This window comes from Streptomyces sp. NPDC088794 (assembly GCF_044750545.1).
Lineage (GTDB): Bacteria > Actinomycetota > Actinomycetes > Streptomycetales > Streptomycetaceae > Streptomyces.
The window spans coordinates 202,460-225,881 of record NZ_JBIVKB010000005.1 but is presented as its reverse complement, the minus strand read 5'-3'; the positions used below and the strand labels follow the sequence as shown (position 1 = coordinate 225,881).

Annotated in this window: 19 protein-coding genes; 10 read left to right on the top strand and 9 right to left on the bottom strand. The window is 71.4% G+C overall.

The features are described 5' to 3' along the window. The first annotated feature begins 1 nt into the window (after position 1). Positions 2 to 805, top strand: a complete 804-nt coding sequence (locus tag ACIP6U_RS16400) for an ABC transporter permease (protein ID WP_401717489.1) — start codon at positions 2 to 4, stop codon at positions 803 to 805. Between the two features lie 5 nt (positions 806 to 810). Beyond that, a complete protein-coding gene (locus ACIP6U_RS16395; protein ID WP_401717486.1) occupies positions 811 to 1,611 on the top strand; it encodes an ABC transporter permease in 801 nt (266 codons plus the stop codon). Between the two features lie 29 nt (positions 1,612 to 1,640). Here ACIP6U_RS16395 and ACIP6U_RS16390 read toward each other — a convergent pair whose 3' ends face one another. Both ACIP6U_RS16390 and ACIP6U_RS16385 read right to left on the bottom strand, forming a co-directional pair. Further along, positions 1,641 to 2,156 (bottom strand): hypothetical protein, encoded by a 516-nt coding sequence (locus ACIP6U_RS16390; RefSeq protein ID WP_401717483.1) that lies wholly within the window; start codon positions 2,154 to 2,156, stop codon positions 1,641 to 1,643. After that, positions 2,153 to 3,907: a PHP domain-containing protein gene (locus ACIP6U_RS16385; protein WP_401717480.1), complete on the bottom strand. Its 1,755-nt coding sequence runs from the start codon at positions 3,905 to 3,907 to the stop codon at positions 2,153 to 2,155. Before ACIP6U_RS16385 ends, ACIP6U_RS16390 begins: the two co-directional genes overlap by 4 nt. A 272-nt stretch (positions 3,908 to 4,179) precedes the next feature. Between ACIP6U_RS16385 and ACIP6U_RS16380 the strand changes: the two genes are divergently transcribed. From ACIP6U_RS16380 to ACIP6U_RS16370, 3 genes are all read left to right on the top strand, one after another. Next, a complete protein-coding gene (locus ACIP6U_RS16380; protein ID WP_401717477.1) occupies positions 4,180 to 4,761 on the top strand; it encodes a TetR-like C-terminal domain-containing protein in 582 nt (193 codons plus the stop codon). A gap of 141 nt (positions 4,762 to 4,902) precedes the next feature. After that, positions 4,903 to 6,255, top strand: a complete 1,353-nt coding sequence (locus ACIP6U_RS16375) for a hypothetical protein (protein ID WP_401717474.1) — start codon at positions 4,903 to 4,905, stop codon at positions 6,253 to 6,255. A gap of 40 nt (positions 6,256 to 6,295) precedes the next feature. After that, a complete protein-coding gene (locus tag ACIP6U_RS16370; RefSeq protein ID WP_401717471.1) occupies positions 6,296 to 7,027 on the top strand; it encodes a hypothetical protein in 732 nt (243 codons plus the stop codon). A gap of 39 nt (positions 7,028 to 7,066) precedes the next feature. Here ACIP6U_RS16370 and ACIP6U_RS16365 read toward each other — a convergent pair whose 3' ends face one another. The 4 genes from ACIP6U_RS16365 to ACIP6U_RS16350 form a co-directional block, all read right to left on the bottom strand. Next, positions 7,067 to 7,495, bottom strand: coding sequence for an NUDIX hydrolase (locus ACIP6U_RS16365; RefSeq protein ID WP_401717468.1), 429 nt, complete (start codon positions 7,493 to 7,495; stop codon positions 7,067 to 7,069). A gap of 106 nt (positions 7,496 to 7,601) precedes the next feature. Beyond that, positions 7,602 to 7,970, bottom strand: a complete 369-nt coding sequence (locus tag ACIP6U_RS16360) for a VOC family protein (protein WP_401717465.1) — start codon at positions 7,968 to 7,970, stop codon at positions 7,602 to 7,604. Further along, the gene (locus ACIP6U_RS16355) at positions 7,967 to 9,679 is read right to left on the bottom strand and encodes a DUF2264 domain-containing protein (protein WP_401717462.1); all 1,713 of its coding nucleotides are present in this window, start codon (positions 9,677 to 9,679) and stop codon (positions 7,967 to 7,969) included. The genes ACIP6U_RS16360 and ACIP6U_RS16355 overlap by 4 nt, the downstream gene beginning before the upstream one ends. Positions 9,680 to 9,873: 194 nt before the next feature. Continuing rightward, positions 9,874 to 10,917 (bottom strand): rhamnogalacturonan acetylesterase, encoded by a 1,044-nt coding sequence (locus tag ACIP6U_RS16350; RefSeq protein ID WP_401717459.1) that lies wholly within the window; start codon positions 10,915 to 10,917, stop codon positions 9,874 to 9,876. Between the two features lie 187 nt (positions 10,918 to 11,104). Between ACIP6U_RS16350 and ACIP6U_RS16345 the strand changes: the two genes are divergently transcribed. Beyond that, the gene (locus ACIP6U_RS16345; protein ID WP_401717457.1) at positions 11,105 to 12,772 is read left to right on the top strand and encodes a rhamnogalacturonan lyase B N-terminal domain-containing protein; all 1,668 of its coding nucleotides are present in this window, start codon (positions 11,105 to 11,107) and stop codon (positions 12,770 to 12,772) included. A 12-nt stretch (positions 12,773 to 12,784) separates the two neighbouring features. On the opposite strand, the gene ACIP6U_RS16340 is transcribed toward ACIP6U_RS16345, so the two are convergent. Then, the gene (locus ACIP6U_RS16340; protein WP_401717454.1) at positions 12,785 to 14,194 is read right to left on the bottom strand and encodes an RICIN domain-containing protein; all 1,410 of its coding nucleotides are present in this window, start codon (positions 14,192 to 14,194) and stop codon (positions 12,785 to 12,787) included. Position 14,195: 1 nt separating this feature from the next. Next, entirely contained in the window at positions 14,196 to 15,290 is a 1,095-nt protein-coding gene (locus ACIP6U_RS16335) for a family 43 glycosylhydrolase (RefSeq protein ID WP_401717452.1), read from the bottom strand. Positions 15,291 to 15,487: 197 nt separating this feature from the next. Here ACIP6U_RS16335 and ACIP6U_RS16330 point away from each other — a divergent pair, with 197 nt between their 5' ends. The 4 genes from ACIP6U_RS16330 (at position 15,488) to ACIP6U_RS16315 (ending at position 21,931) form a co-directional block, all read left to right on the top strand. Continuing rightward, the gene (locus tag ACIP6U_RS16330) at positions 15,488 to 17,611 is read left to right on the top strand and encodes an autotransporter (protein WP_401717449.1); all 2,124 of its coding nucleotides are present in this window, start codon (positions 15,488 to 15,490) and stop codon (positions 17,609 to 17,611) included. A 99-nt stretch (positions 17,612 to 17,710) separates the two neighbouring features. Continuing rightward, complete coding sequence (gene mmuM / locus ACIP6U_RS16325; RefSeq protein WP_401717446.1) at positions 17,711 to 18,658, top strand: homocysteine S-methyltransferase; 948 nt, start codon at positions 17,711 to 17,713, stop codon at positions 18,656 to 18,658. Between the two features lie 214 nt (positions 18,659 to 18,872). Continuing rightward, the gene (locus ACIP6U_RS16320; protein WP_401717443.1) at positions 18,873 to 19,928 is read left to right on the top strand and encodes a LacI family DNA-binding transcriptional regulator; all 1,056 of its coding nucleotides are present in this window, start codon (positions 18,873 to 18,875) and stop codon (positions 19,926 to 19,928) included. A 128-nt stretch (positions 19,929 to 20,056) separates the two neighbouring features. Next, the gene (locus tag ACIP6U_RS16315; RefSeq protein WP_401717441.1) at positions 20,057 to 21,931 is read left to right on the top strand and encodes a glycoside hydrolase family 127 protein; all 1,875 of its coding nucleotides are present in this window, start codon (positions 20,057 to 20,059) and stop codon (positions 21,929 to 21,931) included. Here the strand turns inward: ACIP6U_RS16315 and ACIP6U_RS16310 are convergent. Continuing rightward, on the bottom strand, positions 21,813 to 23,405 hold the full coding sequence (locus ACIP6U_RS16310; RefSeq protein WP_401717438.1) for a carboxylesterase/lipase family protein: 1,593 nt from the start codon (positions 23,403 to 23,405) through the stop codon (positions 21,813 to 21,815). The two genes, ACIP6U_RS16315 and ACIP6U_RS16310, sit on opposite strands and share 119 nt — an antisense overlap. Between the last annotated feature and the right edge of the window lie 17 nt (positions 23,406 to 23,422).

Genomic DNA, 23,422 nt, shown 5'->3' with positions numbered 1-23,422 from the left:
CATGGCGAGCCTCTACGCCTGGCGCGCGATGCGCGTCACCCCGCTCGGCGAGTTGTACACACCGCCCCGGATCACCGCGGCCGTGCTGCGGCTGACCGTGCAGATCGTGCTGGTCGCGTCCCTGTGGCACGGCCTGTACGCGCACACCGGCACGACGGCCGGACTGACCCGCGACCAGGCGGTGACGTACGCCGTGCTGGCCGTACTCGCCTCCCGGCTGCGGGAGTTGGACCAGTACGCGGCCCGGGACACGGTCGTGCAGCACCTGCACTACGGCACGATCGTCTACTGGTACCTGCGCCCGCTCCCACCGCACCGCTACTACGCGCTGCGGGCGCTGGGCGAGCAACTGTACGGATTCGCCTGGGCGTTCATCGGCTACGTGATCTGCCTGGCGGCCGGGGTCGTCGAACCGCCCAAGTCGGCGGCCGTGACCGGGGTGTTCGCGCTCAGCCTCCTCCTCGGCCAGTGGGTGCTGCACTACGTCATGCTGCTCATCGACCAGTTGTGCTTCTGGACGCTGCGCAACGACGCCGCGATCATGATCCTGATCTTCGCGCAGAACCTGCTGTCCGGGGTGTACGCGCCGCTGTGGTTCTTCCCCGACTGGTTCCTCACCCTGAGCGCCTTCCTGCCCTTCCAGGCCACGCTCAGCGTGCCGTTGTCGCTGTACGTGGGCCGTATCCCGCTGTCCGACGCGGGCGCCCAACTGGCCTTGCAGGCGGCCTGGGTCGTCATCCTCGGCCTGCTCACCCGGTTCCTGTGGCGGCGGGCCGCCCGCCGCGTCGTCTCCCAGGGAGGTTGAGGCCCATGAACCCCGTCCGGATCATGTGGCGCATCACGCGTCTCAACTTCCGTGCCCAGCTGGAGTACCGCACCGAGTTCCTGATGATGATCGCGATCGGCGCGATCTGGCAGGTCTCGGTGATCGTCTTCGCGACCGTGCTGTTGACCCGGTTCACCGGGATGGGCGGCTGGGACAGCTCGGACGTGCTGCTCATCCCGGCCACCCGGATGCTGGCGCACGGCCTGTTCGTCCTGCTCCTGGGCCGGGTGCACGGCCTCGGCCGGCACATCCAGGAAGGCAAGATCGACGCCTACCTGCTCCGCCCGATGCCGGTGTACCGCCAGATCCAGCTCCAGTACTTCCCGACCAACGCGATCGGCGACCTGACCGTGGCGACCGGCCTGATGGTGGGCGCGATCAGCCGCAGCGACCTGGACTGGACGGCGGGCCGGATCTCGTACCTGATCGCGGCCGTGCTCGGCGGGATGCTCCTGGAGGCGGCGCTGTTCACGGTGGTGGCGGCCGCGTCCCTGCGCTTCCCGGCCGCGGACTACTGGGGCCGCTGGCTGGAGGAACTCCTCGGCACCTTCGGCAGCTACCCGCTCAACGTCCTGCCCCGGGCGGTGGGCAACTTCCTCACCTACGGCCTTCCACTCGCGTTCGTCGCCTACTTCCCGGCGGCGGTCCTCACGGGCCACGGCCACTCCACCGGAACGCCGTACTGGCTGGCGGCGGCGTCCCCGCTGCTGGGCCTGGTCGCGTATCTGGCAGGGCGGGTCCTGTGGCGCTGGAGCCTGAACCACTACACGGGGGTGAACGGATGACGGCGCCGGTGGCTCCGGCGTCGTCACGTTCAGTGATCCGCGCAGCAGGGTGTCGGATCCGGTACCTCGAACGGGACCAGTGTGTCGCCCGCCGCCGGCATCGCGGTGAGGACCAGGTCCCCGGACGGTGTCCACTGCGGGCGGACGTGATCCCGTGTCACCAGGCGAGTGTCCGGGGCGGGTTGGCCCGGGGTGCCCAGGACCGTGACCCGGTCGATCGCCGTTGTGGACAGCAGGTCCGCGATCGTCACGGTGCCGGTGAGGGTCGCGGCGCCGGGGAAGAGGACCGCGCGGCCCAGGTCGTCCGGGGTGCCCGGGGTCACCTCGCGGCCCGCCCCCGTGAGCCGCTCCAGGGCGGTGCGCAGGAGTGGCTCCGAGGGCAGGGTGAGGGACACGGCGACCCGTGGGCGGTCGTCGCGGATCAGGTGCGTGCAGCCGAACACGCCCTCGGGGAGGGCGAGTTCGGCGGCCAGCGTGTGGAGCAGGTGGTCGGCGGCGGGGAGGTCGCGCAGGCCGGCGTCCACCGTGAGGGCGTACGAGGTCACGAGGGCAGGACCCACACCGGGTTGGAGTAGAACCACAGGTCCAGCCACGGGTCGGCGGAGCCGACGACGTCGATCGCCGGACCGGCCGGGTCGACCGCCGCGCCCAGCGCGCCGACGGCGGACCGGTTGCCGTCGCTGCCGCGCAGCCGCACGTAGCGCGGGGTGTCGACGCGGCCGAGGTCGTAGCTGAGCCGGACGGTGCCGGTGGACTTGTTCACCTCGTACGTCTTGACGACCTTGGCGGTCGGCGCGGTGAAGGTGTCCTTGTCCGCGACCGGGCCCGTCACATCGCCCTGGATGACGTCGACGCGGGCCAACTTCGGCAGGAAGCCCGCCCAGTTGGGCCCGCCGGCCAGCGCCACGTCCACGGTGAGGGTGACGCGGGTGCCCTTGCGGACGTGCAGCGCGCCGCCCAGCGTGGCCCAGCGGTTGCCGCCCGACAGCCGCGCGTCGAGGCCGCTGATCAGCTGGCCGTGGTCGACCCAGACGCGGCCGGCCCGGATGCCGTCCATGACCGCGCCGTAGGAGAAGCCGTCGGAGCCGACGTGCGTGCGGCTGTAGTGGCCGGGCCAGAAGTCGCCCTGGGTGACGTCGATCTGGCCGTTGTAGACCGGGGCGGGGTGGCGGCCGTCGGCGTCGAAGTTGCCGCCGGTGCCGCGCGCCGCGGTGTCGGCGTAGATCTGGTGCGAGTCGGAGTTGGCGGTGATCCACCAGGGCCGGCCCTCGGCGAGCAGGCTGTCCCAGAGGCCGCCGACGGTGGCGGTCATCCAGTCGAAGCCGCCCCAGGTGCGGTAGCTCTCCGGCGGGTAGCCGGCGAAGGAGTCGACGCTGGGGTTGTTGTCGTAGATGCCGCGGGCCCGGCCCATGCCGAGCGGCGCGGGCAGACCCGCCGCCTGGTGGCCGGGCGCGCCCTCGAAGCCGACGGCGATCTGGTGGTCCGCGGAGGTCGCGTCGCGCCAGGCGCGGATCTCGTGCGGGGAGTCGACACCGCGCCGCGCCGGGTGGTTGGCGAGCATCAGCGCGTCCTTGACCTTGCGCCGCTTGACCTGGTCGCCGAGGAAGGCGAGCCCCGCGACCGCGAGGGCCTCGTTGGCGGGCGAGGAGCCGGAGGCGTTCTTGACGCTGCCGTCGTAGTCGTTCTCGAACTGCTTGAGGACGGAGACCTCGTTCGCGCCGGGGTGCACGAACACCGTGCCGTGCTCGGCGCCCGGGATGTTCCACTCCAGGCCCTGGAAGACGAGGGTGTCGTCGTAGGCGTCACGGGCGGCGCGGATGTCCGGGTTCACCTTGTCCACGCCGATCTTGGCGTGCGCCACGCTGCCGTGGTCGGTGATGACCATCCAGTCCAGGCCGTGCCGGGCACCCTGGCGGACCTGGTCGACGACGCGGTACTTGCCGTCGCTGCTGTACTGCGTGTGGATGTGGTGGTCGCCGGCCAGCCACAGGAAGCCGTTCTTGCGGCGGGAGTTGGAGGCGGAGGAAGCGGAGGAAGCGGACGACGCGTACGCGGGCGCGGCACCCGCGGCGCCTGCCATCACGCTCCCCGCGGCCAGACCCGCACCGAGGAGACCCGCGCGGCGCAGCATCGCGCGGCGCGAGGACTGCTCGGGCGACAGGGCCTCGTCGGGCACCGAGGTGTCGAAGGCGGCGGGCAGCGGAGCCGTCGCCCCGTCGTGCGAGTGACCGTGCCCGTGGTCATGACCGTGGTCATGCCCGTGGCCGTGCGGTCCGTGTATGTGCCCGTGCCCCATGGAACCCTCCCGATGCCGCTGCCTGACCGAGCGGCTGCCTTCCGCGACGCAACCACGTCGCGTGAGGAGAATTGAGGGGGGAGATGAACTGCCGGCGACCGCGGGATGATCGCGGGGAGTCTCCCGCACGGCGTCTCACCTCTCTCTTACCTTTTGCCTCAACTCTCCCTCGTTCCGGACGAGATGCCGTGGGCCGGATGCGCCTTGAGCCCGATATGACCTGCACCCAGTAGGCTCCGGCCTGGGATTCCTAGGTTCACAGGGAGTGACGCATGGCCCGAGCCGGGCTCACCACCGAGCGTGTCGTCGCGGCGGCGGCCGACCTCGCCGACGAGGTCGGCTTCGAGAACGTCACCCTGTCCGCCCTGGCCCGCCGGTTCGGCGTGAAGGACGCGAGCCTGTACGTCCATGTCAGGAACGCCCAGGATCTGCGCACCCGCGTCGCCCTCCTGGCCGGCGGCGAGTTGATCGACCGCATCGCCGAGGCCGTGGCCGGCCGGGCCGGCAAGGACGCGCTGACCGCCTTCGCCGACGCCTACCGGGAGTACGCCCTGGAGCGGCCGGGCCGCTATGCCGCCACGCAGCTGCGGATCGACCAGGACCTCATCGCCGACACCCCCGCCTTCCGCCGCACCGCCGAGATCACCTACGGCATGCTCCGCGCCTACGGTCTCGACGAACCCGATCTCACCGACGCCGTCCGCCTGTTGCGCGCCACCTTCCACGGCTACTGCGCCCTGGAGGCCGGCGGCGGTTTCGGCGCTCCGCGCGATGTCCGGAGGTCGTGGGACAAGGCCGTGGCGGCGTTGCACATCGCACTGGAGAACTGGCCGCGGGAGCAGGCGAACCGCTGAAGTTCACCATGTCGAGGGGGCGCTTCCGGTCGATGCCACAGCCGTCCCGTTGACCACTTAGACTGGAATCTTCGCGATGGTCACGTGCCGCCCCGGGGGAGGGAGCGCGCCTTGTCTCAACAGCAGCTGGGACGCGGTCCCTTGAGATCCGACGACAGCACCGCTCCGGAGCCGGGCGGCTCAAGTGAGGCCGCGCGCTTCGTGGGTTGGCTGGGCAGTCTCGGCTGCGCGACCGCCGGGTACGTGGTGTTCCAGTTCCTGTTCGGTCTGCTGCCCGACTCGCTCGGCGGGGACGCGGCCAGGTATCTGATCTCCGGGGTCAGCGGGATCGGCACGGCCGCGGCGGCCTGGCTGGCGGCGGCACTGGTCCGGGCCCGAGCGGCGGCGGGCCGGGCGGACACCGGCACCGCGGCCCCCGCGCCCCCGGCCCCGAGCGCACCCGGCCCGCTCCCCCAGATCTTCGCCGCCGCCCACCACGCCCTCGTCACCCAGGTGTCCGTCGTGGACGACCCGGCCCGCGGCCTGCTCACCGGCTGGACGCACTCCCTCGGCGAGAGCGCCCCGTCCCGCCCCACCGCGCTCGGCACCGCGTACGGCCTGCACATCATGCTCGACCTCGGAGTACCCGACGGGCGGCTGAGCACCGGCGACCTGGTGGACACCCTGTGGCGGCTGCGGCTGCCCGGCGGCGGCTGGTCGGCACGCTCACAGGGGACCGACCCCCGCCCCGAGATCACGGCACTCGTCCTGGGCGTACTGGCCCGCGCGGGCGCGTCCAGCGAACGGGTCGCGGCGGAGGTGGGCCGGTGCACGGCCGGCTTCACCCATGAACTCGACCGCCCCGGACGGGAGTCGACCCACGTCGTGACGACCGTGCTGCGCGGACTGTTGCGCGCCGCGCCCCACTCCGACATCCTGCCCCGGCTGCGCGAGTCCCTCGTCGACGGCGCCGTCAGCGACCCGCGCCGCGACCACCTGCGCTGCTGGAGCTACCGGCTCGACCCGCCGTACGGACTGCCCTCCGCGCTGCACACCGCGCAGGCCGTGGTCGCCCTGGACCGCACCGCCAAGATCCTCGGCGAGGGCACCGCCGCGAAGGCCGCCCGCGAGGACGGCGTCCGCTGGCTGCTGGCCTGCCCGGACCCGGCCCAGGACCTGCGGAACCTGCGCGAGGAGGTGCGCCGGCCCCGCCCGGACGACCCCTCCCGCCACGAGGTGCTGAACGTACGGCACTTCACCGCCTCCTGGACCCTGCGCGCGCTGATGACCCCGGGAGCCAGGGAGGTCGCCGAGCAGGACGGCCTGGAAACGGCGTGGCGGGAACTGCTGGAGCGCGCCGCCGCGACGGTGTGGGCCGCGCAGACCGACGGCATCTGGTCCTGGGGGCGGATCGAGAACAACGAACTGCGCCATCCGATGTGGATGACCTACCAAGGACTGTCGGCGCTGCGCGCACATGCCGTATGGGTATATCGGCAGGAAGAGACCAGTTGACCGAACTCGGCGCACGGGGGCGGTCGTTGAGGAGGAGTGCATGGGCGGTCGGCAGGTTCTGGCGGCACGGCGATTACTGACCGAGACGCTGGACGGGGAGCTGTCGGAACACCGGCTGGCCGCCGCGGCCCGCTCGGTCGTGGCCGAACTGGGCATGCGGGAACGGCTGTTGGAGCTGATCGCCGAACTCGCCTGCGGCGAGGGCGATCCCGAACAGTGCGCCCGGCTGTCGTACCGCCATGTCCTCGGCTTCGACAAACTCCTGCTGATCGACGGCGGACCGTGCCATATGCTCCGCGCCCATCTGTGGCACCGGGGATCGGGCGCGGTCGGCGAGGAGGACATCCACAACCACCGCTCACCGCTGGCCTCGTACATCGTGCTGGGCCGGCTCGCGATGGAGTTGTACGAGGTCGAGCGCGGCGACGGGGACGGTTTCACGGCCGCCCGCTACGAGGAGTCCCTGGACCACGGTTCGGCGGACTGGCTGCTGGAACCGACCGGTCCGGCGCGGCTGCGGCTGACCCACGTGGGCCAGTACGCGGCGGGCAGTTCCTACGCCCTTCCCGCGCACACCCTGCACCGCGCCTGGTGCGAGACGGACGGGCCGACGGTGACGCTGTTCCTGGAGACGGGCAGCGAACGCCGGGAGCACACCGACGTGTTCACGTCGGCGGGACCTCATCCGGGGGCGGTGCCGAAGGTGCCGTTGGACGCGGAGGAGTACCTGGGAGCGCTGCGGGGATTGGCCGAGCTGCTCAGGACCTCGTGAGGAGCGCGCGACAGGTCAGTACGAGAAGGCGGCGATACGTCAGTACGAGAAGGCCTGGCGGACGACGTCGAGGTTGTAGTCGTCGATGTCGACCTCGGTCAACCGTTGCAGACTGAGCCACTTGCTGTCCTGGTCGGCCTCGGGGAGCTTGATCTCGCCGGGGTCGGACAGCAGGCGCACGCGGAAGTTCTGCTGCCAGTTCTTGATCTCGTGCCCGCGGTACTCGCTCACGAAGGAGGACTCACCGATCCGGGCGACGATCTCGCCACGCAGCCCCGTCTCTTCCTTCAGCTCGCGCAGCACACCGCCCTCGGGACTCTCCCCCGGCTCCAGCTTGCCGCAGGGAACACCCCACACCCGTGGCAGGAACCGTTCCTTCTCGCTCCGGCGCACGAGCAGCACCTGGTCGTCGTCGTCCATCACGACGGCCGCCGCGAGGCGCCTGTCGCCGGGGATCTCCATGTCCATGGTTCCTCGGTCCCTCGCCGGTGATGAGTCCAAAGGTTTTGATACCCAAGAAAGTCTCGACTCTACCAGGATGGCCCATCGGAGCGCTGTGAGACAGCTCGCTCCCTCAGTACCCGCGCTCCGCGGCACTGCGCTCCACACAGAACTCATTACCCTCCGGATCGGCCAGAACGACCCACCCCTCGCCGTCCCCCGTGCGCTGGTCGTCGAGGACCGTGGCGCCGAGAGCGAGAAGGCGCTGAACCTCCTCGTCTCGGGTGCGGTCGTCGGGCTGAAGGTCGAAGTGCACGCGGTTCTTGACCGTCTTGCGCTCGGGAACGGTGACGAAGAGCAGACCCGCGTCCTCGATGAGCGCCTCCGCGTCACCGGGCCGGTCCTCCTCGGCGAGGGGCAGGTCCAGAACCTGGGACCAGAAGTGGGCGACCGCGTAGGCGTCGGCGCAGTCGATGGTCACGTGGCGGATGGCGGAGGTCATGGAAGGGATTCTGCCCGACGCGGCTGTACGACGACGATCTCGGCCCCGTCCAGCCGAACCCGCACGTCAGGTCCGTCCGCCCAGCGCACCGCCAACTCCCCGGGCCCGTCCGCCCGTACGCTCACGGTCTCCTCCAACGGCCCGGGATCCGTCTCCCCGGTCAACCGCGCCACCGCGACGAACAGCGTGTCCCCGTCCCCGGTCACCCCGGTGAGAGCGTCGGACAGGCCGAAGGCGGGGCGCAGTTCGGCCCGTACGCCGTCCCGGTCCGCAGCCCAACCGGTGACCCGCACCGCCGTCCCGACCTCGGCGCCGGAAACCAAGAACGCCCTTACCTCCACAGCCCCCCGAGCCAGCACCACGCTGGTCACCCGAGCTCCCCCACCCGCGACATGCCGGGATGCCACCCAGCCGTCGCCCACGCCCAGCGGTTCGATCTGCGTGCGGCTCGGATCCTCGGCCACGATCACGCTGTTGTCGTACGACGACGAAGGTTCCGTCGACGTCGAGTACGCGAGCCGCGTGTAGTACGGGTCGTAGCGGACGTCCTCGCTGCCGTGGTTGTGGAGGCGGACCAGGCCGTCCGAACTCGTGGACTGGAGGAGCCAGTTGGCGGGGCGGATCGGAGTCACCGCGTCCGTTCGTTCCGCCGGGCCCGGTTCCTCCGGTGTCGTCCACACCTCGTGGTCCGGTGGGAGGAGCAGGCCGAGGAAGCCCTTGCTGGCCCAGTACGGGGAGGCGGGGCCCGAATAGCCTTGCAGGAGGGATGAATCGGGGCCGTGCCAGCCGAGGGTCAGCAGGCCCCGGTCGTCCACCGCGCCCCGCTCCAGGAAGTACTTCAGCGCGCCCGACGCCAGCCGCCGTGTCTCCCCCGGCGGCAACGGCGTACGGCCGGCCAGCGCGCCCAGCCACAGCGGGGCCGTCGTCGCGTAGCGGTAGGTGAGGGAGCGGCCCTGGTGCATGGGTGCGCCGTCGGCGCCGAACAGGCGGGCGTAGTCGGCGAGATGGCGGGAGAGGCGGTCGCCGTAGTGGGCGAGCAGGCGGGGGTCGTCGGCCAGCCAGGCGTGCAGCACCGGGTAGAGGTGCATCGCCCAGCCGTTGTAGTAGTCGAACTTGCGGCCGTCGCCGTCGGTGTACCAGCCGTCGCCGACGTACCAGTCCTCGATGCGTTCCAGACCGCGGTCGATCGCCTTGCGGGACTCGTCGGGCTCGTGGCCGATCTCCTGGAGGAAGCCGCCGACGGTGACCGGGAACAACTCCCAGTTGCAGGGCCAGGGTTCGGCGGTCAGGGCGTCGCCGAGCCAGGCCGCCGCCCGCTGCCGTACGCCCTCGTCGAGCCGGTCCCACAGCAGGGGGCGGGTCAGGCGCAGGGCGAGGGCGATGGACGCCGCCTCGACCAGCGGCTGACTGCGGTCCTCGATGCGGGGCCAGACGCCCGCCACGCCGGCCGCGAGTCCGTCGGCGTACCGCTCCAGGGCCGTCTCGTCCCGGCGGAAGGCCGCAAGGAGCAGCGTACGGGCGTACCCCTCAAGGCCGTCGGAGAGCCGACCGGACCAACTGGTGTGCTCGCCGGGGAGGTCGTAGAGCGCGCCGCCCTCGACCGCGTACGGCTCGACCGCCGCGAGCAGGGCGTCGGCGGCGGCCTCCCAGTGGGCGCGGGTGTAGCCGGTGCGCGGGCTGAGGGCGCGGTCTTCGGCGGGCAGCTGCATCGGCTCTCTCTACGACGGCTCTGGACGACGGTTCTCTACGACGGATCTCGACTACGGCTCTCTACGGCGGTCCTCACCACGGCTCCGCGCGCAGGGCCTCGCACTCGGGCCCTGCGCGCCGCACCGGGACTCGCCGCGCGGGAGCCGCGGTCGAGGCCTGGGGCGCCCCGGTTCCGGTCGGGACGCCCCAGGGTTCAGCCCACCCGCACCAGGGCCGCGGGCACCAGATGCCGTGCGACGAGTTCGTCGCGCACCAGGCCCGCGTACACGGTGGCGCCGTGCACGGAGGTGTGGGTGTTGTCTCTCTTCTCGTTGTACAAGTAGATCGCCTTGGAGCCCTCCACGCCGAGGGATTCGACCAGAGTCTTCGTCCTGGCCGTCAGATCGATCAGCGGAACGTCCTGTTCGTCCGCTATCGAGCGGATGACGGCAGGATGGTTCACGCCGAGCCCGTTGACCAGAAGCGCGGTGTCGTTGTTCAGGGTGCCGTCCGCATTGAACCAGCGCCGCACGATGGGTGTCACCAGCACCGGCCGTCCACCCTTCTCCCGTACGCCCGCCACCAGTGTCTCCAAGTTGGCACGGTACGTCGCCTCGTCGGTCGTCTTGTCATTGTGGGCGAGCTGGATCAGGACGAGGTCGCCGGGGCGGATCAACGGCCGCACCGTGCCCCACAGTTGCGGGTTCCCCAGGTAGGTGACCGTACTCTCGCCGGAGTCCGCGTAGTTGGCCACGGACAGGCCCGCGCGCAGGTATTGGGGCAGCTGTTGGCCCCAGCCGGAGTAGGGGTCGCCGGGCTGGTCGCAGACGGTGGAGTCGCCGACCAGCAGGATCTGCCGGGCGTGCCGGGCGGGCGTGACGCTGATGTCGGCGAGGGCCGGGGCCGTGCCGCCGAGGACGAGGTCGAGGCCGGGTGTGCCGTCGGGGCCGGTCGGTTCGCCCTCCGGGGTGCGGACGTTCACGGTGAAGCCGCGGGTCACGGTCCGCCCGGCGGCGGTGGCCGTCTCGGGGAGCAGGGAGCGCCGGGTCTCACCGGTGACGGCCGTACTCGCCGCCGCCTCGCCGCCGAGGCGGACCGTGACGTCGTAGGTGCCGGGCGGGACGTCGAAGTGGCAGGCGGTCGCGGTGCAGTTGGCGATGCCGAGCGGGGGCGTGCGGTCGTGGGCCTGCGCGGGTGCGGTCGACAGGGCGGTGCTCAGGGTCACCGCGGCCAGTAGGGCGATGTTGAAACGTCTCATCCGTGGCTCCTCCGTCCGACGACAAGGCCTGGCGGTGGACCGTACCGCTCCGGACAAGCGCTTTCTAGTCCCGCGTCAAATTTCGCCTCATTACCAACTCCAGGGTCGCGAAAGCCCTTTCGCGAAATCGATTCAACTGTCACCCTCCAAAGCACCCGCACCCCCACCTCCCGAAGGAGGCACCCCCATGTCCGGTTCTGTGAACAGACCGGTCCGTCGCCGCACCTTCGTCCTCGGCACGGCTGCTGTCGCCGGTACGGCGGCGCTCGCGGAGACAGCCTCGGCCGCGGGCTTCGGCTGGAGCGACGACGGTTCGAACTACGTCGTCGACACCGGCGCGAGCCTCGTGTTCAAGGTCAGCAAGACGAACGGCGACCTGACCTCGCTCGTCTACAAGGGCACGGAGTACCAGGGCTACGGCGGCATGAACTCGCACATCGAGTCCGGCCTCGGCACCTCCACGGTGACCCTCGCGCAGTCCGGCACGACCATCCTGATCTCCGTCACGCACGGCACGCTGAAGCACTACTACGCGGCCCGCAGCGGCGAGAACAACGTCTACCTGTGGACCAACAAGGCGGACACCTCGGTCAGCGCGACCCGCTACATCGTGCGCGTCAAGGCCGGTCTGTTCCTCAACGACGAGCCGGATTCCTACACTTACGCGCCGACCACCATCGAGGCCTCGGACGTCTTCGAGAAGTCCGACGGCCAGACCCGTTCCAAGCACTACGCGAAGCTGCGGGTCGCCGACTACGACTACATCGGCTGGAGCACCGGCAGCGTCGGGCTCTACGTCGTCCGCTCCAACCACGAGAAGGCCTCCGGCGGCCCGTTCTACCGCTCCCTGCTGCGCCACCAGAGCACCGGCGGGGGTGGTCTGTACGAGATCCTGTACTACGGCGAGAACCAGACGGAGGCCCAACGCTTCGGTCTCCAGGGCCCGTACGTCATCGCCTTCACGGACGGCGGCGCGCCCGCCTCCGCGCTGTACCACGCCAACCTCACCACCTCCTGGGCCGACGCGCTCGGCATCTCCGGCTACGTCTCCGCGAGCGGCCGGGGCCGGGTCGCGGGCGTCGGGATCAGCGGCCGGAACACGGCGTACGCGTACACGGTCGGGCTCGCCAACTCCGCCGCTCAGTACTGGGGTTCGGCCCGCGCCTCGGACGGCTACTTCTCCATCGGCCAAGTCCTTCCGGGGACGTACACGTTGACCGTCTTCAAGGGTGAACTCGCCGTCTACAGCACGTCGGTGACCGCTACCGCCGGCGGCACGACCACCCTGAACACGATCGCGATCCCGTCCTCGAACGACCCGTCCAACGCGAGCGCGATCTGGCGGATCAACGACTGGGACGGGACACCGGGTGGCTTCAAGAACGCGGCCCTGATGACGTACGCCCATCCGTCCGACGTCCGGGCCGCGGCCTGGACCGGCAATGTGGTCATCGGAAGCGGCACCGAGACCTCGGCGTTCCCCTGCTACCTCTGGAAGGACGTCAACAGCGGGATCATCGTGTACTTCAAGCTGACCGCCGCCCAGGCCGCCGCCGCGCACACCCTGCGGATCGGCGTGACGACGGCCTACGCCAACGGCCGGCCGCAGGTCGTCGTGAACGACAGTTGGACCTCCGCCGTCCCCTCGCCGCCCACCCAGCCGAGCACCCGGTCGCTGACCGTGGGCTCCTACCGGGGCAACAACTACACGTTCACCTACAGCGTCCCGGCGTCCGCCTGGCTGACGGACACCGGTGCGTACAACACGCTGAAGATCTACGTGGCGAGCGGCTCGGGTTCGACGTCCTTCCTCAGTGCGGGTACGGCGATCGACACGATCGACCTGTTGTCCTGACCCGAGTGACCGTCAGGTCTCGCGCGTCCACTGCTGGTTGGTCGCTCCGCTGCACGTGTACGTGATGATCGCGGCGGAGTTGGCGGTGGACGCGCCGTTCACGTCGAGGCACTCGCCGCTGGCGCGGCCCTTGACGAGGACGTAGCTGCCGGACGTGGTCAGGCTCCACTGCTGGGCGGTGGCGCCGGTGCAGTTCTCCTGGGTGACATTGGTGGCGTTCTCCTGGAGGCACAAGGAGCTGCCCCGGCCGACGAGTTCGTAGTAGCCGGTGCCGAGGTCCTTGAACCACCACTTCTGGTTGGTGCCGCTGTTGCAGGTGTACTGGCTGATCGCCACGCCCTGCCACAGGGACTGGTTGGGGACGTCCGCGCACTTCGAACTGTTGCGGGCGATCAGGGTGTTGTAGGTGGCGCTGGTCCCGCCGATGGTCCCGGCCGTCGTGTCGACGGTGATCTCCGGGTACCAGGACATGGACATCGTGGTGGAGGTCGGGAAGGTCAACGGCAGCCAGACGTACCGGGAGTCGTTGACGGTGCCGCCGAAGGAGTTGCCCCAGCGGTCGCCCAGGTACAGGTACGAGGTGCCCGAAGTGCCCGTCACCGGCAGGACGTAGGCGGTCTGCGAGTTGTACGCCGTGGAGTCGCCGACGTTCGCGAAGGACGTCCAGGGGCCCGCGAGGCTGGTGGCGGTGGCGTACTGCTGCTGGTTGGCGCTCCAGCCGGTCGCGCCGGAGGTCAGCATGAAGTAGACGCTGCCCCGCTTGAACAGCGCGGGGGCCTCGCGGTGGCCGCCCGCCCAGGGGTTGGCGACCAGGCTGTCGATGCCGGTGTAGGCGGAGTTGAGCTTGTAGATGTGCAGGTCGTAGTTCTCGTTGGCGGCGGAGACCATGTACGCCGTGCCGTCGGTGTCGACGTAGGTGGTGATGTCCCGGGACATGTACTGGCCGAGCGGCTGGAAGCTGCCCTGGTAGGTGTAGGTCCCGTCGACGGTGTCGGAGACGGCGACGGCCGCGCGGGCCTCGCTGTAGTCGACGCCGTTCTCCTTGTGCATCCACATGACGAACTTGCCGGTGGAGGCGTTGTAGATGACCTTGGGCCGCTCGATGTAGGCGGTGCCGAGTTCGGCGGCGCTCGACTGGGTCAGGACGTGGTTCCTGAACTCCCAGGTCTTCAGGTCGGTGGAGCGGTACGCGTCCACGTACTTGAAGGTGTTGTCGGCGTTGCGGTCCTCGCCGAACCAGTAGTAGTAGGAACCGACCTTGATGACCCCGCCGCCGTGGGCGTGCACGACGTTGCCCGAAGTGTCGGTGAACTGGGTGCCGTTGGGAACGGTCTGGGCGACGGCCTGGGCCGGACCCGCCGTCACCAGGGCGGCGGCGAGGGCGCAGACCAGAGCGAGCAGAACGGCGTACGCACGTCTCATCTCACACACTCTCCTTCACCGTGTCGGCCACGGGGACGCCGAAGTCGGGGGTGCCGTCGGGGTGCCAGCCGAGGCGCTGGATCCGGGTGTGGCGGTTGGGGTCGTTCAGGGGGTCGCCGGTGATCTCCTTGTACTGGCGCGCGTGGTAGACGAGGACGTCGCTGCGGCCGTCCTCGGCGACCGTGAAGCAGTTGTGGCCCGGGCCGTACTGCCGGGTGGTGTCGTTGCTGGTGAAGACGGGGGTCGGCGACTTGGACCAGTTCGCGGGGTCCATCAGGTCGGCGTTGGCGTCGACGCTCAACAGGCCCATGCAGTAGTGCCAGTCGGTGGCACTGGCCGAGTACGACAGGAACAGGCGGCCCTGGCGGGCGATGACGGCCGGGCCCTCGTTGACCTTGTAGCCGACGGTCTCCCAGTCGTACTCCGGTGTGGACAGGCGTATTTGAGGGCCCGTCAGGGTCCACGGGTTCGCCATCCTCGACAGCCACAGGGCGGTGTTGTTGTCCATGCCGGGCTCGTGCTGGGCCCAGGCGAGATAGCGGGTGCCCCGGTGGGTGAAGGTGGTGGCGTCCAGGGAGAAGGTCTCCCAGGCGGTCTTGAGCTGGCCCTTCTCCACCCAAGTGCCCTGGAAGGGATCGGGGTTGGCGTTCTCCAGGACCCAGATGCGGATGTCCCAGACGCTCTCGGCGGGCGCGGAGGCGAAGTAGACGTACCACTTGCCGCCGATGCGATGGATCTCCGGTGCCCAGATGTGGGCGCCCATGACGCCGGTGGCGTGCTTGGTCCAGATCACCGACTCGGCTGCCGTCGCAAGGCCGTTGAGGGTGCGGGAGCGGCGCAGGACGATCCGGTCGTACTCGGGGACGGTGGCGGTGAAGTAGTAGTGGCCGTCGGCGTGCCGGTGGATGTACGGGTCGGCGCGTTGGCGGACGAGCGGGTTCACGAACGGGGCTGCTTTCGGGGACGCGGTCGCCGGGGGCGGGGCGATGGCCAGGGCGCCCGCGGCCAGGGCGGCTCCCTTCAGCATCAGCCTCCGACTGGGGGCAGGCATCAGCCTCCGGCTGGGGACATGCGGCAGGTCGTCGTTGCGGCTCATACGGCTGCCTCTCGGGGGACGTTCGAGATGGCGAACGCCATCTGTCATTACGAACAGCTCGAACGCCGAAAAGGTAAGGGTGTGCCAGCACGAGGTCAACGGGTCCGACGCGACAAAGAGAGAGCGCTTTCCCCCGCTCTTTCATCTCCGGCCGGATTTTCTGTTATCCAGGGGTACCCCGATCCGTCTCCACTCCCGTGCGCAGCCATATCCACACCACAGCAGCAGCCGTCGGCGCCCTCGCCGCGGTCGCCGCCCTCCTCGCCTCCGCTCCCCCGGCCGCGGCGGCCGGTACCGGTCCTCGGGACGTGACCGCCGACGTCCTCGCCGACCGGGACGTCTCCCTCACCGGCGACACGGTGGTCACCGTGCCGTCCGGGACGACGACGTACGACGGTGTCCTGCGCGGTGAGGGCACGCTCACCGTGCGCGGGAGCGGGACGCTGGTCCTCAGCAAGGACAGCGACTTCACGCTCCCGAAGGCACGGCAGCGGCAGGTCGTGAGGACGCAGGGCGGCAACCACCCGTACACCACGGTGACCCATCCGGACCCGCCGGCGATCACGGTCCAGCGCGGGGCGACCCTCCAGTACGGCACGGGCGGCGGCACCGGCCTCATCGGGCACTTCCCGTACGACACCCCCGGCTATCAGCTCAACCAGCTCAACGTCCGGGTCGACGGGACCCTCCGCCTCTCCCTGACCCGCACCTTCAACATCGGCACCATCAGCGGCTCGGGCCTGGTCACCCAGCCGCGCAACATGTGGGGCACCCTCGACCTCGCCGGCACCCACCCGTTCTCCGGGGTGATCGACAACGGCACCGGCATGGCCGTCGGCCGCCCCGAGTACCCGGTGGCCCTGCCCGACACCCGCGCGATCCTCAACCAGGGCTCCTGGATCATCGACACCCCGCTGTACCGGACGATCACCCTGCGCCAGAACTTCTACCAGCGCGCGTACGGCAGTGACGTCAACGTCCACACCCGGCCCGGCAGCAAGGTCGTGCTCACCGGTCAGTACAGCTACAGCGACCGGGGCGGCGACACGAACCCCTCGCTCAGCGACCCGAATCTCAACTGGCGTTCCGTCGCCCACCAGTTGAACAAGCGCGGCACCAACATCGAGGGCGCCGACGTGCGTTGGGGAGACGGCACCACGCACCAGATCTTCATGCCGGGCACGAAGGACACCGTCTACATCAACCTGCACGAGGCGAGCGGGCGCCGCTCCAGGCTGACCTTCGACTACAACGGCCCGGTGACGCTGGGGGCGCCGATCGGCGGCGGCCGCTACCACGACACGCTGGCCGCGCCCGGCGCCGGGGACGTCGTCATCGCGGGGACGCGCGGGAACGACGTGACGTTCGCGGCGCAGCAGTACTACGACGGCTCGACCACCGTCGAGAAGGGGGCCGTGCTGCGGCTGGGGCTCGGGACCTCGGCCCAGGGCGACGGCTCCCTGATGACGGGGACGGACCGCCGCCGGGTGGTGAACGACGGAACCCTGGTCGTGCGGAACGCCTCCACGCCCCTCTCCCTGTCCCGGATCGGCGGCTCCGGCTCGCTCGTCCAGTCGGGCGCCGCGACGACGACACTGACGGGCGGTGCGGTGACGTACACGGGGAGGACGACGGTCACCAAGGGCACGCTGGCGCTGCGCGACGGGGCAACTCTCGCCCGCAGCTCGGCCATTCGGCTCACGTCGACGAGCGCACGTCTCGACCCGGGGCCGGCCGGGCTGCGGGTGGCGACCTCGCTGAGCGGCACGGGCACGGTGAAGGGGGCGGTCACCAACGCCGGTGTGGTCGCGGGCGGGGTCACCGTCGCCGGGGACTACACGCAGAGCGCGAAGGGCGAACTGGTCCTCGCGCAACGGCCGTTGAAGGTGAGCGGGGCCGTCCGGCTGGCCGGCGACCTCGACCTCTCCGCCGCCGGCACCGCACCCGCCCGCACGATCACCGTCCTGAACCACACCGGCAGGGCGAAGACCACCGGCGCCTTCAAGGGCCTCAAGGAGGGCGCCCGCCTGAAGCTCGCCGACACGACGTACCGCGTCAGCTACCAGGGTGGCGACGGCAACGACGTCGTCCTCGCCGCGACCACGGCCACTCCCGCACCGGCGGCGAACCACCCCGACACGGCTGCCGGGAGCCCGACCACCGCAGCCACCCTCCACACCGCCAACACGGCGAGCGCCAGGCTCGGTTGGTGGCCGTACGTCCTCGCGGTGGGCCTGCTCATCGGGCTGGTGATACCGGCGGTGCGGCGCGGAGGCCGCCGAGGAGGTGGGGGCGGTCGGCACGCGGCGCCGCACCCGTAGGCAACCGAGCCCGGGCCCCCGGCATCCCACATACTGGGCGATTCGTTCACTCATCGGACAGACTCCGCTCTCGCCTGCCCCTTCGGCTAGCGTCGGGGCATGACCAGCGACACCCCGTTCCCGCCCGCCCATCTCTCCCGCTCGTTCGCCGACTCGCTCGCGGCCGGACCGCTCGTGCTCGACGGCGGTATGTCCAACCAGCTGAGGTCCGCCGGGCACGACCTGAGCGACGAGCTGTGGTCGGCGCGGCTGCTGGCCGACTCGCCCGAGTCGATCACCGAGGCCCACCTCGCCTACTTCGAGGCGGGCGCGGACGTGGCAATCACCGCCAGCTACCAGGCCACCGTCGAGGGCTTCGCGCGGCGCCGGGTCAAGCGCGACAAGGCGCTCGAACTCATCGGCCTCAGCGTGGAGTTGGCCCTGGACGCGGCGACCGAGGCGTGGCGGCGGGGAGTCGACCGGCCCCTGTACGTGGCGGCCTCGGTCGGCCCGTACGGCGCGATGCTCGCGGACGGCTCCGAGTACCGGGGCCGGTACGGGCTGAGCGTGGCCGAGCTCGCCGACTTCCACCGGCCCCGCCTGGAGGCGCTGGCCGCGGTCGGTCCCGACGTGCTGGCTCTGGAGACGATCCCGGACACCGTCGAGGCCGAGGCGCTGCTCGGGGCGGTGCGCGATTTCGACGTACCCGTCTGGCTGTCGTACTCGATCGCGGGCGACCGCACCCGCGCCGGTCAGCCCCTGGAGGAGGCGTTCGCCCTGGCCGCCGACGCCGACCAGGTGATCGCGGTCGGCGTGAACTGCTGCGCCCCCGAGGACGTCGACAACGCCGTCGCGACCGCCGCCCGCGTCACCGGCAAGCCCGTCGTCGCCTATCCCAACAGCGGCGAGACCTGGGACGCCGAGGCACGCGCCTGGAACGGCCGCGCCACGTTCGCGCCGGAGCAGGTCACGGGCTGGCGGGACGCCGGCGCCCGGCTGATCGGCGGCTGCTGCCGGGTGGGGCCGGAGGGGATCTCGGGGATCAGGAAGGTGCTGGCGGGGGCGTAGCCGACCTCCCCGAGAGCGCCCGCAGGGGGCGTACGACACTCGCGCGCCCGCCACCCCCGCACCCGCACTCCCCCTCCCGCCCCCGATCACCCGCCTCCGCCCTCCTGTCGCCGCCCGCACCCCCCTGCTAGCCTCCGCACCCGGAACCGGTTGCCACCCGTGTTGTCGCAGTTCCCGAGGGTGGGCGACAGGGACGGGAGAAGGGCGGGCGAGGATGACGCGGAAGAGCGAGGACGTCGGGCGGAGCACGATCCGGGACGTGGCCGCCCGCGCGGGCGTGTCCGCGTCGACGGTGTCGCGGGTGCTCGGCGGGGTGTACCCGGTCAGCGCGGCGACCCGTACGCGCGTGGAGCGGGCGGTCCGGGACCTGGACTACGTCGCCGACGCGCGCGCCAAGGCGGTCGCCGGGGTCGGCACGCCCACGCTGGCCTTCGTGCTCGAGGAAATCACCGGTCCGTCGTTCGCGCACATGGCGTACGGCGTGGAGCGCGAGGCGACGCGGCTCGGGCATCTGTGCCTGGTGTGCGGCACGGAGGGTGACGTGCGGCAGGAGCTGGAGTTCGTCGAGATGATGCGGGCCCAGCGCGCCGCCGCCGTGATCCTGGTGGGCGGCGCCGCCGACACCGCCGAGTACCGCGAGCGCACCCGCCGTATCGCCGACTTGCTCGCGTCGGCCGGCTCCCGGCTCGTCCTGTGCGGTCGCCCGCCGCTCGGGCCCGGCGCGCCGGTGACGGTCATCGAGTACGACAACGAGGGCGGCGCGTACGCCCTGGTCGCCCATGTCCTGGCGCAGGGCCACCGGCGGATCCTGTTCCTCGGCGGCAAGCCGGACCACACCACCGCCCTGGGCCGGGAGCGCGGCTATCTCGCCGCGCACCGCGCCCGCGGGGTGGAACCGGACCCGGCGCTCCTCCTGCACGGCGACTTCACCCGCGACTCGGGCCACCGGCTCATGCGCGGGGCGCTGAAGCAGGGCCTGGAGTTCACGGCCGTGATCGCCGCCACCGACATGGTCGCGGCCGGTGCGCTGACCGCCCTGCGCGAGGGAGGTCTGGACGTGCCGGGCGATGTCTCGCTGGCGGGCTATGACGACATCCCCTTCGCCCGCGATCTGCATCCCGCGCTGACCACGGTCCACGTCCCCTACGAGGAGTTGGGCCGGCTGGCCGTCCGCACGGCTCTGGGGCGGACCCCCGAAACCCCGGACGAGCACCTGCTGTTGGGCACGCATGTGGTGGTGCGCGGTTCGGTGGCCCCGCTCAAGGAATAGCGGCGGCGGGCAGCTCGAAGCGGGCGGCCCGCGCAACCCCGTCACCCCGAGCGCCCCCTTGTCCGCATCGGTCCCGTTTCCTAGGCTCGCGCCGTCGGAAAACGGTTTCTCATCCCGGAGCGCCCAGTATGAGCACTGGCCCGATCCGTCCCACCGGCCGCGCGTCCACCGCCCTGCGTCCGGCCTCCGCGGCGCGGATCACGGGCGGCTTCTGGGCCGCGTGGCGCCGTACGAACGCCGAGGTCAGCATCCCGCAGGGTCCCGAACGGCTGGAGGCGGCCGGGAATCTCGCCAACCTCCGAGCCGCCGCCGACGGCAAGGGCGCCTTCGTCGGCGACTACCCCTTCCAGGACTCTGACGTGCACAAGTGGCTGGAGGCCGCGTCCTGGCAACTCGCCGACCGCGCCGATGACGACAGTGAAACCCACAGCGACTCCGAACTGACCGCGCACGTCGACGAGTTGATTACCCTGCTGGCCGGTGCCCAGGAGGCTGACGGCTATCTGCAGACGTACTACCGGCTCGCCCGGCCCGAGCAGCGGTGGCAGGACCTGCGCTGGGGGCACGAGTTGTACTGCGCGGGCCATCTCCTCCAGGCGGCCGTGGCGCACCATCGGGCGACCGGGAAGTTCGAACTCCTCGCCATCGGCGTGCGGTTCGCGGTGCTCGTCGACACGCTCTTCGGGCCGGACCGGGCGATCGACGGCGTGTGCGGGCATCCGGAGATCGAGACCGCGCTGATGGAGCTGTACCGGGAGACCGAGGAGCAGCGCTGGCTGGACCTCGCCGCGTACTTCGTCGAGCGGCGCGGGCAGGGCCTGTTGGGCGAGGGCGCAGGCCGCGACCCGGGCGCCGGCTACTGGCAGGACCACGTCCCGGTGCGCGAGGCGACGACGGTCACCGGTCATGCCGTACGACAGCTGTATCTGCTGGCCGGGGCGACCGATCTCGCGGTGGAGGCCGGGGACGCTGGGCTGCGGGCCGCGCTGGAGCGGATCTGGGCCGCGATGGCGGGCACCAAGACCTACCTCACCGGCGGGCTCGGCGCCCGCTACGACGGCGAGTCCTTCGGCGACCCGTACGAACTGCCCCCGGACCGCGCCTACGCCGAGACCTGCGCCGCGATCGCCTCCGTCCAGTGGTCCTGGCGGATGGCGCTGCTGACGGGCGAGGCGAAGTACTCGGACCTGGTCGAGCGGACGCTGTTCAACGGCTTCCTGTCCGGCGTGGGCCTGGACGGCGACAGCTGGCTGTACGTCAATCCGCTTCAAGTCCGGGAGGCGCACGAGGAGTTCGGCGGTGACGACTCGGTGCGCCGCACGCCCTGGTTCCGCTGCGCCTGCTGCCCGCCCAACGTGATGCGGCTGCTCGCCTCGCTCCCCCACTACATGGCGAGCGGCGACGCCGAGGGGCTGCAACTGCACCAGTACGCGACGGGTGTGTACGAGGCCGGCGGCGGCCGGGTCCGGGTCGAGACCGACTATCCGTGGCGGGGCCGGATCGAGGTGACCGTCGAGGCCGCGCCCGCCGACGCGGACTGGACGCTGTCGCTGCGCATCCCGTCCTGGTGCCCGGACTTCACGGCGACCGCCCCGAACGGGGACTCGCCCGCCGAGACGGTGCCGGGCTGGCTGCGGCTGCGCCGGCGCTGGCACCCCGGGGACTCGCTCACCGTCGACCTGGACCTGAGCCCCCGGCTGACCCTGCCGGACGCGCGTGTGGACGGCGTCCGCGGCTGTGTCGCGATCGAGCGCGGCCCGCTGGTGCACTGTCTGGAGGGCGAGGACCAGCGGGCCGGCATCCCGTTCGAGGAGCTCACCCTCCCGCACGACGCCCACCTGAGCGCCCGGCACGAGCCGGAGCTGCTGGGCGGCGTCACCGTGGTCACGGCCGACGGACGGAGCCGGGCAGGCGCAGACGTCGTACCACTGACCGCAGTTCCGTACCACGTGTGGGCGAACCGAGGGGCGGGACCGATGCGGGTGTGGATTCCGCGGGAGTGACGTCGGCCGCCCACAGGGCGAACTCGGCGTCGCGCGGCCCGTACGCGGTGCGCGGCTCGCCCGCGTCGAAGATCCGAACGGGGTGCGAGTCGTCCCAGCGCTGCCAGCCGGGGTCCCCGTCGGTCGCGAACCGCACCCACGCACCGTGCATGGCGTCGGCCAGCTCCTGCGGGGCGTGGTCGCCGGCCAGTCTGCGGGACTCGGGCACGTCGCCGGTGTCGAAGACGAAGCCCAGCTCCAGGCCGTGGCAGGAGCCGAGGTCGGGCAGGCCGGAGGGCCAGGCGAACTCGTAGACGTGGCTCCGCTCGGGGCGGGCCTCGGCCAGGCGGTGCAGCGGAAGGCGCAGCAGGTGGTCGGTGACGAGCTGGCCGACGATCTCGGCGGTACCGGCCTCCGGGTGCAGGGCGCGGTAGCCGCGCGGCACCTCGGTACCGCAGTGGCAGCGGGCCATGGCCCCGGCCAGAGCGACCGCGCCGAGCCGGTCGACGCGCTCCAGGAGTCCGCCGGGGACCAGCCAGAGGCGGTACTCGTCGCGGGTCCAGCCCAGCATCAGGTCGACGTCCTTCGAGGCGTCGCCGTCGACGAGCGCCTCCAGCGGGTCGCGCGGGACGAGGTCGCCGTCGACGACGAGCCCGAAGGTGGGGCCGCCGAGCACCGGGCTGCTGAGCCGGCCGACGTCGGCCTGGACCCGCAGCAGCAGCTCGCGGTCGACCTCGGCGAAGGCCGCGGCGGTCGCGGGGACCTTCAGCCGGGTGGCCATCCGGCGCACCATCCGCCGTACCTTGTCCCGGTCGAACGCCTCGGGCGGCCCGCTCTGCAGGACCGCCCGCCGCATCAGGCCCCGCGCCTGCGGGGCGGCGAGCAGGGCGCCGATGCTGATCGCCCCCGCGGACTGTCCGGCCAGGGTGATCCGGTCCGGGTCGCCGCCGAACGCGCCGATCGCCCGGTGCACCCACTCCAGCGCGGCCAGCTGGTCGCGCAGCCCGGGGTTGGCGGGAGCGTCCGGGAACAGCCCGTAGCCCTCGACGCCCAATCGGTAGTTCACCGACACGAAGACCACGCCGTCCCGCGCGAAGGTGTGCCCGTCGTACACCGGCACGGCGGAGGAACCCCTGGTCAGAGCGCCGCCGTGCAGCCACACCAGCACCGGGAGCTTGGCGCCGGGCCCCGGCTCGGGGGTCCATACGTTGAGGTTGAGGCAGTCGTCACCGGGCACGACCGGGTCGGCGAGCAGCTTCGCGAAGGCTTCGGAGTACGGCGGTTTCGGCGCCGTCGACCCGAAGGCGCCCGCGTCCCGCACCCCGTCCCAGGGCTCGGGCGGCACGGGCGGCCGGAACCTGCGGGGACCGAAGGGAGGCGCCGCGTAGGGAATGCCCCGGAACACCGCGATCCCGTGCTCGTACCGGCCGCGCACGGCCCCATACGGCGTGCCCGCCACGGGGTCCGTCTGCACTGCTGCCCCGACTGCTGTCATCTGCCCACCAGCCTTCC

Coding starts and splice junctions, on each gene's coding strand:
- ACIP6U_RS16365 (WP_401717468.1), bottom strand. CDS start 7,495: ATGGACATGGAGATCCCCGGCGACAGGCGCCTCGCGGCGGCCGTCGTG.
- ACIP6U_RS16315 (WP_401717441.1), top strand. CDS start 20,057: ATGAGCACTGGCCCGATCCGTCCCACCGGCCGCGCGTCCACCGCCCTG.
- ACIP6U_RS16370 (WP_401717471.1), top strand. CDS start 6,296: ATGGGCGGTCGGCAGGTTCTGGCGGCACGGCGATTACTGACCGAGACG.
- ACIP6U_RS16400 (WP_401717489.1), top strand. CDS start 2: ATGGCGAGCCTCTACGCCTGGCGCGCGATGCGCGTCACCCCGCTCGGC.
- ACIP6U_RS16355 (WP_401717462.1), bottom strand. CDS start 9,679: ATGCAGCTGCCCGCCGAAGACCGCGCCCTCAGCCCGCGCACCGGCTAC.
- ACIP6U_RS16340 (WP_401717454.1), bottom strand. CDS start 14,194: ATGAGACGTGCGTACGCCGTTCTGCTCGCTCTGGTCTGCGCCCTCGCC.
- ACIP6U_RS16310 (WP_401717438.1), bottom strand. CDS start 23,405: ATGACAGCAGTCGGGGCAGCAGTGCAGACGGACCCCGTGGCGGGCACG.
- ACIP6U_RS16335 (WP_401717452.1), bottom strand. CDS start 15,290: ATGAGCCGCAACGACGACCTGCCGCATGTCCCCAGCCGGAGGCTGATG.
- ACIP6U_RS16360 (WP_401717465.1), bottom strand. CDS start 7,970: ATGACCTCCGCCATCCGCCACGTGACCATCGACTGCGCCGACGCCTAC.
- ACIP6U_RS16350 (WP_401717459.1), bottom strand. CDS start 10,917: ATGAGACGTTTCAACATCGCCCTACTGGCCGCGGTGACCCTGAGCACC.
- mmuM (WP_401717446.1), top strand. CDS start 17,711: ATGACCAGCGACACCCCGTTCCCGCCCGCCCATCTCTCCCGCTCGTTC.
- ACIP6U_RS16395 (WP_401717486.1), top strand. CDS start 811: ATGAACCCCGTCCGGATCATGTGGCGCATCACGCGTCTCAACTTCCGT.
- ACIP6U_RS16380 (WP_401717477.1), top strand. CDS start 4,180: ATGGCCCGAGCCGGGCTCACCACCGAGCGTGTCGTCGCGGCGGCGGCC.
- ACIP6U_RS16345 (WP_401717457.1), top strand. CDS start 11,105: ATGTCCGGTTCTGTGAACAGACCGGTCCGTCGCCGCACCTTCGTCCTC.
- ACIP6U_RS16320 (WP_401717443.1), top strand. CDS start 18,873: ATGACGCGGAAGAGCGAGGACGTCGGGCGGAGCACGATCCGGGACGTG.
- ACIP6U_RS16385 (WP_401717480.1), bottom strand. CDS start 3,907: ATGGGGCACGGGCACATACACGGACCGCACGGCCACGGGCATGACCAC.